Annotated in this window: 15 protein-coding genes; 13 read left to right on the top strand and 2 right to left on the bottom strand. The window is 50.9% G+C overall.

Annotated features, from left to right (window positions below):
* Position 1: 1 nt before the first annotated feature.
* The 9 genes from C1713_RS08155 to C1713_RS08115 all read left to right on the top strand — a co-directional run bounded on the left by C1713_RS08155 (position 2) and on the right by C1713_RS08115 (position 8,124).
* Complete coding sequence (locus C1713_RS08155; protein ID WP_102492972.1) at positions 2-415, top strand: hypothetical protein; 414 nt, start codon at positions 2-4, stop codon at positions 413-415.
* 10 nt (positions 416-425) lie between these two features.
* Positions 426-1,334: a hypothetical protein gene (locus C1713_RS08150; RefSeq protein WP_102492971.1), complete on the top strand. Its 909-nt coding sequence runs from the start codon at positions 426-428 to the stop codon at positions 1,332-1,334.
* On the top strand, positions 1,331-3,019 hold the full coding sequence (locus C1713_RS08145; RefSeq protein WP_102493602.1) for a hypothetical protein: 1,689 nt from the start codon (positions 1,331-1,333) through the stop codon (positions 3,017-3,019). Before C1713_RS08150 ends, C1713_RS08145 begins: the two co-directional genes overlap by 4 nt.
* Positions 3,019-3,240 carry a hypothetical protein gene (locus C1713_RS08140; RefSeq protein WP_102493601.1) on the top strand — a complete coding sequence of 74 codons (222 nt, stop codon included), beginning with the start codon at positions 3,019-3,021 and terminating at the stop codon, positions 3,238-3,240. Before C1713_RS08145 ends, C1713_RS08140 begins: the two co-directional genes overlap by 1 nt.
* 4 nt (positions 3,241-3,244) lie before the next feature.
* On the top strand, positions 3,245-4,321 hold the full coding sequence (locus C1713_RS08135) for a hypothetical protein (protein WP_102493600.1): 1,077 nt from the start codon (positions 3,245-3,247) through the stop codon (positions 4,319-4,321).
* Positions 4,321-4,713: a phage holin family protein gene (locus C1713_RS08130; RefSeq protein ID WP_102494055.1), complete on the top strand. Its 393-nt coding sequence runs from the start codon at positions 4,321-4,323 to the stop codon at positions 4,711-4,713. Before C1713_RS08135 ends, C1713_RS08130 begins: the two co-directional genes overlap by 1 nt.
* A 141-nt stretch (positions 4,714-4,854) precedes the next feature.
* Positions 4,855-5,040: an SHOCT domain-containing protein gene (locus C1713_RS08125; protein ID WP_009438368.1), complete on the top strand. Its 186-nt coding sequence runs from the start codon at positions 4,855-4,857 to the stop codon at positions 5,038-5,040.
* A gap of 34 nt (positions 5,041-5,074) precedes the next feature.
* The gene (locus C1713_RS08120) at positions 5,075-6,568 is read left to right on the top strand and encodes a recombinase family protein (protein ID WP_102493599.1); all 1,494 of its coding nucleotides are present in this window, start codon (positions 5,075-5,077) and stop codon (positions 6,566-6,568) included.
* Positions 6,553-8,124, top strand: coding sequence for a recombinase family protein (locus tag C1713_RS08115; protein ID WP_102493598.1), 1,572 nt, complete (start codon positions 6,553-6,555; stop codon positions 8,122-8,124). Before C1713_RS08120 ends, C1713_RS08115 begins: the two co-directional genes overlap by 16 nt.
* A gap of 141 nt (positions 8,125-8,265) precedes the next feature.
* Here the strand turns inward: C1713_RS08115 and C1713_RS08110 are convergent, their stop codons facing one another.
* Positions 8,266-8,685: a pyridoxamine 5'-phosphate oxidase family protein gene (locus C1713_RS08110; RefSeq protein ID WP_102493597.1), complete on the bottom strand. Its 420-nt coding sequence runs from the start codon at positions 8,683-8,685 to the stop codon at positions 8,266-8,268.
* A gap of 82 nt (positions 8,686-8,767) precedes the next feature.
* On the opposite strand from C1713_RS08110, the gene C1713_RS08105 reads away from it, so the two are divergent.
* Positions 8,768-9,706: a helix-turn-helix transcriptional regulator gene (locus C1713_RS08105; protein ID WP_102493596.1), complete on the top strand. Its 939-nt coding sequence runs from the start codon at positions 8,768-8,770 to the stop codon at positions 9,704-9,706.
* Here the strand turns inward: C1713_RS08105 and C1713_RS08100 are convergent, their stop codons facing one another.
* Positions 9,707-10,504 carry an SDR family NAD(P)-dependent oxidoreductase gene (locus C1713_RS08100; protein WP_009440460.1) on the bottom strand — a complete coding sequence of 266 codons (798 nt, stop codon included), beginning with the start codon at positions 10,502-10,504 and terminating at the stop codon, positions 9,707-9,709. It lies immediately after the preceding gene.
* A gap of 66 nt (positions 10,505-10,570) precedes the next feature.
* Here C1713_RS08100 and C1713_RS08095 point away from each other — a divergent pair, with 66 nt between their 5' ends.
* The 3 genes from C1713_RS08095 to C1713_RS08090 all read left to right on the top strand — a co-directional run bounded on the left by C1713_RS08095 (position 10,571) and on the right by C1713_RS08090 (position 11,791).
* Positions 10,571-10,942 (top strand): MerR family transcriptional regulator, encoded by a 372-nt coding sequence (locus C1713_RS08095; RefSeq protein ID WP_102493595.1) that lies wholly within the window; start codon positions 10,571-10,573, stop codon positions 10,940-10,942.
* A 153-nt stretch (positions 10,943-11,095) separates the two neighbouring features.
* Positions 11,096-11,218, top strand: coding sequence for a hypothetical protein (locus tag C1713_RS12575; protein WP_276329532.1), 123 nt, complete (start codon positions 11,096-11,098; stop codon positions 11,216-11,218).
* 12 nt (positions 11,219-11,230) lie between these two features.
* Complete coding sequence (locus C1713_RS08090; protein WP_102493594.1) at positions 11,231-11,791, top strand: hypothetical protein; 561 nt, start codon at positions 11,231-11,233, stop codon at positions 11,789-11,791.
* The last annotated feature ends 151 nt before the right edge of the window (positions 11,792-11,942 follow it).

Here is an 11,942-nt window from a genome sequence, read left to right as displayed (position 1 = left end):
AATGGCAGAACTGCTGCATATCTATATGAACAATCCGACTGAGGGCGGCAAGGACGGGACGGAGGTGAGCTCAGGCACGGAACTTGCACCGATCTCCGTTTTGCTCGATGCGGGCAAGGGCGAAGAGAAAGCCGTCAAATGTGCAGTACGCTGCGAGAGCGGCTTCCATATCGACGGAACACTTACGGTCAAGTTCGTCGGTGATCATGCGGACAAGTGGAAAGCCGCGACGGATAACAAATACACTGCCGAAACGGCATTGGAGTCTGCCGAGTGGAAAGACAGTATCTCATTATCCAATATTGCCGATAAGAATACGATTTTCTGGGTCAAGGCTCTGAGTACGACAGATGAGCCGCCACAGCAGGATTCGAGTGTGGACATTCAGGCAGAGGGGCTGCTTGTGTCGGACTGAGGAGGTTCGTATGGCTTTCAAATACATCAATCCAGGCTATGCGGAGCTGCTCTCAGTTCGTGGCGGCACGACGGTAACAGGGGAGCAGTACAGCAAAACAGGCATATCCTTCTGGCAGCCGACCAGTGACAAAGGGCTGACGATTTCAGAATTCCCTGCAGAGCTTTACGGGAAACTGGATCTGTACTTCAAAGCACCGGAGAATGCAGACCGTGCCAAACTTACCCTTGCAATTGGTGGCTACATCATCGTTAGTGCGGAAACGTCCTGGAGCAGGTGGCGCATGAAGGGAGACAACAATAACGATACCATTGCCACTTCCGACAGCATTCGCGTAAATGCAGTCAATACCTTGTGGTTCCACGTCAAACCGGGGCAGAACAATGACGGTATCTTTCGGGCACTCCTGAACGAACGCGAGGTTTATAACAAGCAGGACTGCTCTTTTTGGTACGCCTACAGTTCCAGTGAAAAGACCATTACGGTTTACAGTAGAACCGAGGACATTCTCGTCTCGAACCTCATCCTCTCGGATGAGGAAATCAGCCCACGGGAGCAGGTTATCATGCTGCCCGTCCAAGCGACACAGACGGATATGACCGATTGCGGTGATGGAAGCTATGAGGCGACGGCTACGAATCAGGAGATTCTGCAATCTGTGGATACCGCATCACTTATTACGCAGTATGGCGCAGACTCGCGTGTGACGGGGATTTCCCTCATCGGGAATCCTGCCTACCGCACGGCAGAAGGGCTGTGTGCTTTGACGGCGATTGAAAAGAGCGGTGGGACGGTCACTGAATATGGAAGGCATATCGTCGAGCAGAATCTAACTTCCACCGTTATGGACACGCGCACTGTCTCCATGACGATTGCAGAACTCACGGGGCGGCAGTTCGGATGGAGAGCGGGAACATGAGCATCAAGCTGAAACCTGGCATTTGTATTGCGTGGCTGCCGATGGGACGTATTCACCTCAAACCAATCATATATGCCACGGTGATTCCCGTATTTCGTCAGCCCGTGCAGGTGCGCGGAGATACGTCGCGCTGTCTCAACACATCCATCGCCATGCGTGCAGATACCCTGCGCGATATTCGGATCGTCAAGAAAATCCGAGTGACAGGGGATGCGCTTCGGCGTATCGGTCATTGCAAAGCAGCGTTGGTATATACGAAACGGACTCTTATCAAACAGTCGCGTATTGTTGCAGATACGAAAATCGAGATTCCGCACACGCTTACCTACGCAGAGTTCAGAGAGCGCGGCATTCGTTCGTTCTCCGTGACGCTCGGCGAGCTTACGCTTTCCGACACAATCCAACTCGAAACCGTCCGGCCGCTTTCCATTGACGCGTGTGTTGAGGGGCGCGTGTTGGATTATGCCTTCCGTTTTCTCGTCGAGGAAACGAGTCAGCGCGGCATCGTGCAGTCCGTCAAGGGAACATACAGTAAGGACACGCTCCTCTACACGCCCATTCATATCTATGTGGAGCGGGCAAAGGTGTCGCGCTATGCGACCGAGATCGCGGCGGCACTCGGGCTTCGGCTTCATCGTTTGACCGATGATTTCATACCGTCGCAGAACTTCGAGGACAGCGGTATGACGTACCACGACTTCATCTCTGCACTGTTCGGATGGACGGCAAAACTGCCGCAGCGTCAGATCAACGTCTTTATTCGCGGAGATACGCTCCATATCATTCAGCGCGGCATGGAGGAATCTGTCATAGACATTACGAACTGGCCGCACGTACAGCCGACTATCGAGCGGAAACTTCTGCGTTCCGTCTGGCACAGCTCACACAACGATTCCACGGGGGCGCACAACGAGGAGGACACTGTACCCGTTCCCTTCACGGGTACGATTTCCTTCAAAGAGATCAGCCGCACTTACTCCAACGGCTTTCTCGTGCGCGAGACGAATGAGAACGGCTACAGCACCTATACCTACGATGGGGAATACCTCGCGGAGAAGCGCACGCACAACGTGGACGGCTCGACCAGCCGCACGGATTACGCATACGCCTCCACAGGTCGCGACGTTTACCTCTTCAAGGAATGGGAGCGTACAACAGAGGCGGTCAATGACGGAAAGAAACATACGGAATATGACTGGGAGGATTGGAGCCGTGAGAAGGGGACAGAGCGCATCACCTACCACGCGCCGCTCGGCTACGGATGGTATGCGACCACCGTCTATGTGGACGGTGTGCTTGAAGGAAGCTCGTTGTCGCAGGGAAAGCCCGGCGGCAAGGCAAGTCAGTTCACCGTCGAGCAGTCGAATCTCAGTCTTGGTGCAAGTTACGCCAGTGACGATACGCTTCCGTATTCCTCGCTCATCGATACCGAGTTTCCCGTTGTGGGTACGGACTATCTGCGTGCCTTGACACGAGAAATAGAGTGGCTCAACCGCAAAACGCAGGAAACAGTTACGGTGGAGATTCATGCACGGATTCAAAACGGCGTTCCCGACATTGACCACATCGTTGATTTCACCGAGCGCATCCGCTTCGAGGGGTACGAGTATTTCCTTCAGTCCAATACGGTGGAACTCACGCCGCGTCTTTTGCGGCAGACAATCAAGATGGTGAGGTGGTTTTGATGCACGGCGTTATGGGGCTCGCAGCGGCGATACGGGCAGGGATAAAGAACTCGAAGGTGGTTGAGTCACAGGCTCAGCGCGGAAGGATTCAGAATGGGCGTGTTCATATCGGTGAGCGGTCGTATCCCTTCCGTGCGGCAGTGGACTGCAACACCAGTGACGGAAGTCTTGTGTGGGTACAGATTTCAAAGGGCGGCACAGCCGTTATCGTGGGAGCGTGAACTTATGCACAGGGCTAGAGCAAAAGCAGTGAGCGGGAATCGGGTGCTTGCCGATGGCGTGTGGCTTACCTGCATAGGGAATCGTTCTGTTTATCCGGGTGAATGGATCTGGACGGATGGTCGCTGCGTCTACGGGCATGAAGCCGAGGGTGGCGGCAGCTACATTCCGACGAATGACCTTTCCGGCATACCGCTCCTCCAGATAAAGTGGAAGGATCAAAAAAACCAGATGCTCCATTCGTACTATGCGAAAGGAAAGATTCATCCGCTCGGTTTTTCCCAAGAGGATATATGGATGGTCAACAGCAGTCGCCACTTCGCGTATGTTACAGGCTATGGAATGCTTGATGCCGAAATGGACGAGCAAGGGAATCTCTATACCCTCGAAGCTGTGAATGTCCTCGTGTTCCCGCTCATCGGGGCAGATCAGCGTGACAGTATTCTCTCTGTCAAATGCAACGGAGAGATCATCGCCGCATACGATCTTGTGCAGATGTTTGGTGCTCCCGCCGTATCCGGTCCTACTGACCTCTATAGCTGTCAAACAGAAGGCGGGCGGGTGGATAAAACAGGAAAATTCAAAGTGATGATATGGCACTCCATATCAGAGCATGGGGAAAACGGAAGCCATGTCAGCACAGACCGTTATGTGTTCTTCGATGGCAGCAATCTTGAGCCTTGGATGGAGAAAACCAAAACAACGTCAAGAGACTCTGTTACAGGGGAATCCCATAATTCGGAAAGCAGATGGAGCGCACCGGATTACAGCATCCGCTATCCTCTCCATGATGGAATGTATATGCGCTTTCCTGCAAATCTGGATTATCTTATCTCCGGGAAAAGGTATATTTCAAAGATTTACAGCGCAAAGGACGAGCTGCTTATGGAACTGGAAACGAATCCGACTGCCCGTACAAGTCTCTGCCCTCTGGGACAGGGGAAATATCTTGTCAGCACGGGATCGCCCTTATATTTATGGAAAGACGGTCAGTTTACGGAACTAATGCGTGGATGCTATAACTACCGTCTGCGCAGGATGAATCATCTCGGGAAATGGAAAAAGGCAGGAGGTTTTCGATGATGGATCATATTCTTACCATACGTCTTTATGCGGCGGGCATTGGCATCGTGGTTGGTGAGTTCCTTGGCAGCTTCGACGATCTGCTCTATGCCCTTGTTGTGTTTGTGGCAACGGATTACATCACGGGTGTTCTCCGTGCGATTGTGGAGAAGAAGCTCTCGAGTACCATCGGCTTTAAGGGAATCTGCAAGAAAGTCTGCATCTTCACCCTTGTCGGCGTGGCGAATGTCCTCGATACGCACATCATCGGGAGCGGTTGCGTCCTGCGCTCTGCCGTGATCTTCTTCTACATCTCGAATGAGGGAATCTCCATCATCGAGAACGCAGCACGGATGGGGCTTCCCGTTCCGCAGAAATTGCAGGACATGATGCACAGCCTTAAAAATCAGTAGGATACACAACAACTTCAACGCCCGGCGGCTTACCGTCGGGCGTTTTATATTGGCGTAATTGTGTTTCATACAGAAATTTTGCCCATAAGGGTGACCAAAAGTGCCGTTTTTGTCCGCTGTTTCATGAAGGGAGATGTTGAGATGAGCAAGGAAGAAGGTCTTCGGGAAATGACGTATCAGATGGTGATGCGTGCTTCATGGAAAATGCTGCAGAGCGGGCTTTTGTCAGAGGACGAGTATCTTGCGTTTGAAGCGAAAATGCGCGAGAAATATCGTCCCGTCATCGGACTTCTATTTTCAGATATTGACTTGCTATCGTGCGGATAGTACGGGAATATGGGACTGGAAAGGAGGGAGCACCATGAAGATACGAAGAGTTCAACCAAGCCCTATATTGCAGAAAAAGCTGCGTGTGGCTGCCTATGCCCGCGTCTCTGTGGATACGCTTCACCACTCCCTTGCAGCGCAGGTCAGTTACTACAGCAGTCTCATCCAGAAAAATCCCGCATGGGAATACGCAGGCGTGTACGCAGATGAAGGCATCACAGGCACGAGTACCACTCATCGGACGGAGTTCAAGCGGCTGATCGCCGACTGCAACGCCGGAAAGATTGATCTGGTACTCGTCAAAAGTATCAGCCGTTTTGCCAGAGATACCGTGGATTGCCTTCATACCGTCCGACGGTTGAAAGAGAAGGGGATTGCCGTCCGCTTCGAGCGAGAGAACATTGATTCCACATCCGAGGACGGAGAGCTGCTCTTGACGCTGCTCGCATCCTTTGCCCAAGAAGAGAGCAGAAGCATCGGCGACAACATTCGGTGGGGCGTGCGGCGACGGTTCGCAGAGGGGATTCCGAACGGGCATAAAGCACCGTACGGCTACACTTGGGATGGAGAGATGTTCCGCATTATCCAAGCAGAGGGCGAGATTGTAAAGGAGATTTACCAAAGATACCTTGCCGGAGAATCCGCCTACGCCATCGCAAAGAGTCTCGCAGGGCGCGGAATCACAGGACGGCAGGGGAGACCCATTGAGCAGACCACGGTAAAGGACATCCTCTCCAACATCTCCTATACGGGCACGATGGCACTGCAGAAGAACTACATCAACGAGGGGCGTGTCCGCAAACGGAATAAAGGTGAACTTCCCATGTATCTTGTGGATGGCGTGTTCGAGCCTCTGGTGTCAAAGACAGACTTCGACAAGGCACAGGAGATGCGGAGGTTACGAGCCAAACGGGCTGTGAATCGGAATCCTGTTCTTCTTCCATTTTCCGGAATGGTGAAATGCGGATGTTGCGGAGGCGGCTTCAGCAGAAGAACCGCAGGGAAATACAGACGCTGGGCATGCAACACGAGAGAGCGGAAAGGCAGAGAATCCTGTGACAGCCGTCCAATCAAGGAAGAGGAGCTTGTGGCTGCGGTCAGAGCCGTCATGGAGAAGGACGATTTCGATGCTGCAGAACTCAGGCATAAGGTGTCCAAGATTGTCATTCACGGTGATCGAATCGACTTCCATCTCGTCAACGGTCGCATAAAAAAGACTGCCCGAATCTACACCGGGCAGCGCGGCAGCAATCCCTTCACCAGCAAAGTGTACTGCGCCTCCTGCGGCAGCAAGTGTGAGCGCGATACATGGACGAAGGGCACTAAGGTGTGGGCTTGCAGTCAGCCATGCACGAAATGCGGATTGAAACGGCTGCCCGAATCCGAACTCAAGGAAGCGGCAGAATCCTTGTTCGGTGACTGCTACGAGGGCAAGATCGTACAGAATGTCGAGCGGATTGTCATATCCGATGATGAAGTCATATTTCAACTCAAAGAAGGAGGCGCATACCGATGGCAAAGACAGTGAGGGTCATCCCTGCAAGCCCTAAAATCTTTCGTTCTGAGGTTACGGCAGAACCAAGGCGGCGCAGAACGGCAGGATATGCTAGAGTTTCGACCGATCATGAAGAACAGGCTTCCAGTTACGAAATGCAGATGGCGCATTACAAGAACTACATCGAGAGTCGTGCAGACTGGGATTTCGTCGGCATGTATTCGGATGAGGGAATAAGTGGAACCAACACTAAGAAGCGTGACGGCTTCAACCAGATGATCGAGGATGCCCTTGCCGGCAAGATTGACCTTATCATCACAAAATCCGTCAGCCGCTTTGCAAGAAACACTGTGGATTCACTGCAGAACGTCCGCAAACTCAAGGAAAACGGTGTAGAGATTTACTTCGAGAAAGAGAACATCTGGACATTCGATACAAAAGGCGAGCTTTTAATAACAATTATGTCCAGCCTAGCGCAGGAGGAGAGCCGCAGTATTTCGGAAAATACCACATGGGGCAAACGGAAGCAGTTCGCCGAGGGCAAGACCAGTGTGGGCTACAGTGTATTTCTCGGCTATGACAAGGATTTCCAAATCAACGAAGAACAGGCAAAAATCGTGAGACTCATCTACAAACTCTTCCTTGGCGGGCGATCCTTTTATGCTATCACCAAGGAACTGGAGAAGCGCGGTATCAAATCTCCGTCGGGAAAGGACAAGTGGTACATCTCCACAGTGCGATCCATCCTTACAAATGAGAAGTACCGTGGCGATGCACTGATCCAGAAAGAGTATACGGCGGACTTCCTCGATAAGACGCGACGGAAAAACACGGGCGAGATTCCGCAGTATTATGTGGAGGAGCATCACGAGGCGATTATCCCGCCGGACTTATTCGACTTTGTGCAAGCGGAGATAAAACGCAGAGAACAGAACGGCAAGCACAGCGGTGTGAGCATCTTCGCGAACAAAATCAAATGCGGATGCTGTGGAGGTTGGTACGGAGCGAAGGTCTGGCATTCGACGGACAAGTACCGCAGAGTCATCTACCGCTGCAACAAGAAATATGCCCACAAGGGCAAACCGTGTAGCACGAAGCATCTGACAGAGGAGGAGATCAAACAGACTTTCGTCAAGGCACTGAACTCCTTGGTGGAAGTCAAAGAGAACGTGATTGCAGAACTCCGAACTCTGATAGACAGCATTTGTCAGACGGAGGAGGTGCCGGAGGAGCGGGATAAAGTAGAGCAGGAACTCGGTGTTTTGGCAGAACGTCTTGAAACACTGATTCGTGAGAATGCGCGGGTGGCACAGAATCAGAACGCATATCTGAAACAGGAAAATGAGATTCGCGCACGCTATCTGGACAAGCAGGGGCATTTGGAGAAGTTGGACGAGCAAATTGCCGAGAGGGAGGGCAAGAGAAAGACCTTGGAGGGCATGATTCAAGTGGTATGTGGTATCAACGGGGAACAAGTCGAGTTTGACGAGGAGCTATGGAGTGGGCTGCTCGAGCACATTGTGGTTAAGGAGGGCGGAGCGGCAGTCGTTGTTTTCAAGGGTGGGATTGAAATTGGTGTTTATGGATGAAGATATAAATTCAAGAGATCACCTTTCACGCAAAAGATTCCATTTACCAGAAGCAGCCTCGCAACAGACACAGCAAAAAGGACGACCTTTCAGTCGCCCTAAGAAAGATGCCCTTCAATCATCGGTATGGGGCAGCAAGACTCAAATCGTCACCGTTCCACTGTGTTCCATATCGACGGTCACTGTCGCAGTGGGAAATGTGATCTCGTAGACAATGAGTGCGTCACCGACCGCAGCAATTGTTTCGTCGTAGCCCGGAATCTTTGCTGTGAAGGTATCGGCGAGGTCGAAGATACTGCGCTTGCTCTTCGCGGCAGTGCCGACGGCACGGACGTGTGCCGTTCCCCCGTCATGAGGGATCGTGGTGAACGAAACTGTATGGTTTGCGTCGATTTCACTAACCTTTGCATTGTCTGGAAAGGTTGCGAAGTAGACGAGCTTTTTCTCCTCTGCATAGACAAAATTCACAATGCGCACATGGGGCGTATTGTCCACCGATGTTGCAAGTGCGAGGTCTTGATGTGCTGCCATCAGGCGCAGAAATTCGTTACTCATGTTCATATCCATACTCCTTTTCTTTGTGTAATAGTTGTAGTATAGTATAAAAAGGTGTCAATTTGCGGCACCTTTATGGAGGATGTGTATGAATAAATCCGAGCGTCTGAACGATATGATACGTTATCTTTCGGGAAAGAACTCTTTTCGACTGCGTGATCTGATGGAGCGATACAGTATTTCGCGCAGTTCCGCTCTGCGCGATGTGCGTGCACTTGAGGAGTTGGGACTGCCAATTTTCACACGCGTAGGACGTGGCGGGTCATATGGGATTCTACCGAATCATCTACTTACGCCGATCCTTTTTACAGTAGATGAAATGTATGCGCTCTACGTTGCCATGCGTACGCTCGACTCATATCAGACCACACCGTTTCATCTGGATGTGGTGCGTCTGCGGGAGAAATTTGAGGAGTGCGCTCCTCTCCACAGGACATCCCTGCATCGTATCGCGGATATTTTACGCCTTGATGTAACGAAGCACGCGAATGAGAGTGCATGTTTGCGGGATATTTTACAGTTTGCTGTAAAGGAGCAGCCCTGCGTGATTTATTATCAAAAGAAAGAACTGCGCCGCTATACAGTGCAGTTCTTCGAGATTCGCGCAGCGTATGGGCAGTGGTATGGGACGGCACACGATTTCGAGATGGGGCAGGCGCGTGTCTTTCGGTGTGACCGCATCACTGCGGTGGAGGAGTGTATGGATGTGGCGGGGATGCCTCTCTCGTCCTTTGCACGCCCCTCAGAGGAACTTTATCGCCGTGCAGATGCTCTCTCCTTTGTTGTCGAAATTACAGCAAAAGGACGAGATTTTTTTTATAAAGAACACTATCCATCCATGCGACTTGTGGAGGAGAATGGGCGGTACTATATCCATGGATTTTACAATGTGGGCGAGGAGGGGTTTATCGCGGATTACTTTATCCACTATGGAGATGAAGTTCAAACGGTCGAGTCTATGGCACTCAGAGAGGTGATCCGTACACGGCTACGTACGTTGACGATGCATTATAAGGAGATGGCTTAATTACTCATCGACTACATTTTGATTATGTGCAGAACCTCCCGCATAGGGAAACTGTGGCAGGCACAAACGAAATGCGAAGGTCTCGCGATCAACGATACCGATTGTCTGGTCGCTATCGTATAGGGCGAGAAGGAACTCTGCCATTTGGTTGCTTGTGTGATAGGTGCCGAACGCCTTGTCATAGTCATAGGCGGCGTTGTTGTTCGCGACTGCGCCGAACTCGGTCTGCGTTGCAGCGGGGGCAAGGAGCTTTGCACGGAGCTTCGCGCCGCGTGCTATGAGTTCATGTGCGAGTCCCTCGGTGAATGCACTGACATAGAATTTTGTCGCGCAGTAGGTGACAGCAGTTGGGACAATGGTGTAGCCGCCGACGGAGGAAATGTTGATCAGCTGCGTATCTTCTATCTCAGCGAAGTCTCGTACGAAGAGTGTGGAAAAGACGGTCAGTGCCTCGATGTTTAGATGAAGCATTTGTCTGATTTTGTCAAGGTCGGATGTGCCGACTGCGCCATAGCTTCCAAAGCCCGCATTGTTGATCCATGTCCCAATAGGTAAGGCTTTTATTGTATCATAGACTTGTGTGACGTTCTCGACAGAAGAGAGATCGGCAGTTTTGATAATGATGTCCAGTGCCGGATGTGCGGCAAGAATCTCTTCCTTTAGGGCATTTAGTCGCTCTGTGCGCCGTGCAATAAGGATGAGGTTGTGTCCACGCCCGGCGAATGCCTTTGCTGTCGCCGCTCCGATGCCGGAGCTTGCCCCCGTGATCACGGTGTATCTGCTGTTTTGTTTGTTCATGATGAAATCCTCCTTTTGGCACTACTTTACAATGTAGAGTATACTCTATGTCAAGGAGAGGATTTTATGGAATATAGTATTGGTGAATTTTCACGGAAAACGGGGCTGGGAATTCATACGCTGCGTTACTATGAGCATGAGGGACTGCTCCTGCCGGAGCGTACGGCGGCGAATCGGCGGTGCTACTCTGAACGAGATGTTGCGTGGGCAGCATTCATCCTGCGACTCAAGGAGACGGGGATGCCAATTCGGGAGATTCGGCGCTATGCTGCGTTGCGGGCAGAGGGCGACGATACTCTTTCAGCGCGGATGGAAATGCTCATAGGGCACCGTGCCAATCTTGCGGCAGAGGTGGAGAAGCTGCACGCACATATGGAGGCACTCGATGCCAAGATCGCATTTTATTGTGAGGCAATCGTGGAGCGTGATAAAGCGTGATTTGATGCGGAGAGGTCTATGTCATATCATCTGCATAGAAAAAGTGTTGCAGTGATACATGGGGGCACACATGTTTTGTAAAGAATCATTAGCCATCTTCCTTCATCCTGTGTTATAATTTTCTTATATTTGAAACGTAGGAGGGGAGAGCCGTTGTTTGCAAAGGCCTATGGTGCGACGACCCTCGGGATAGACGGACGGATTATTGATGTAGAAGAGCATGAACTTTTTCTTGATTATCAAATTCCCCATTTCTATGGGGAAATGGCTATGTAGGAGGAGATAAGAATGGCAACGGTGATTTTTTGCAATATTGCATGGATGGAATACTATATGGGAATCACTGATTCGGATAAACCGCATAACGGTGGCTCTTGGGTGGGAGAAAATAACGATGCAATGGAATCGCGTAATTTTCAGCCATACCAGGATGATAATTGCTATGGATATGTGCAGCAAAAGGGGGACACACTTAAGCTTGAGCGATTGGATAAGACGGCAGCAAAGGCTGATGTGTTGGATGATGTGACCGTTGTTTGGGTCGCTAAAGGGGAAGAAGGGAGTCGGATAGTAGGTTGGTATGAAAAAGCCGAGATGTATCGGGAGTGTCAGAAAATTGATGATAGTTCCTGCTACTATTTTATCACCAAAGCAATCAATGCTTATCTTATCCCGGTGAAAAAGAGAGATTTTCGCATGCCTCGCGCTTCTCAAGCAGGCAAGGGTAGAGGGATGGGGCAATCCAATGTCTGGTATGCGGATTCGGATTATGCCAAGAGCGAATATATTCCCCAGGTGCTGGAGTATTTGAAAAAAATTAGAAAAGACTGTTGTAATCACAGGTCTTAGCAACGAGGATAACGGAGACATTTGCAAGCACTTCAAATAAATTAGAGATGCTGAAATCTTACACATAGAGATTCCATTCGTCACCGTTGGCGTTTGGAATCTCTTTTCTTTTGCAAAGAATCATTAGGCAACAAGCCCTCTCTTGTGTTAT

Source organism: Centipeda felix (genome assembly GCF_900186465.1).
Classification (GTDB): domain Bacteria; phylum Bacillota; class Negativicutes; order Selenomonadales; family Selenomonadaceae; genus Centipeda; species Centipeda felix.
Note: the sequence above shows the minus strand (reverse complement) of the source record. Positions and strands in the feature narration are given on the sequence as shown.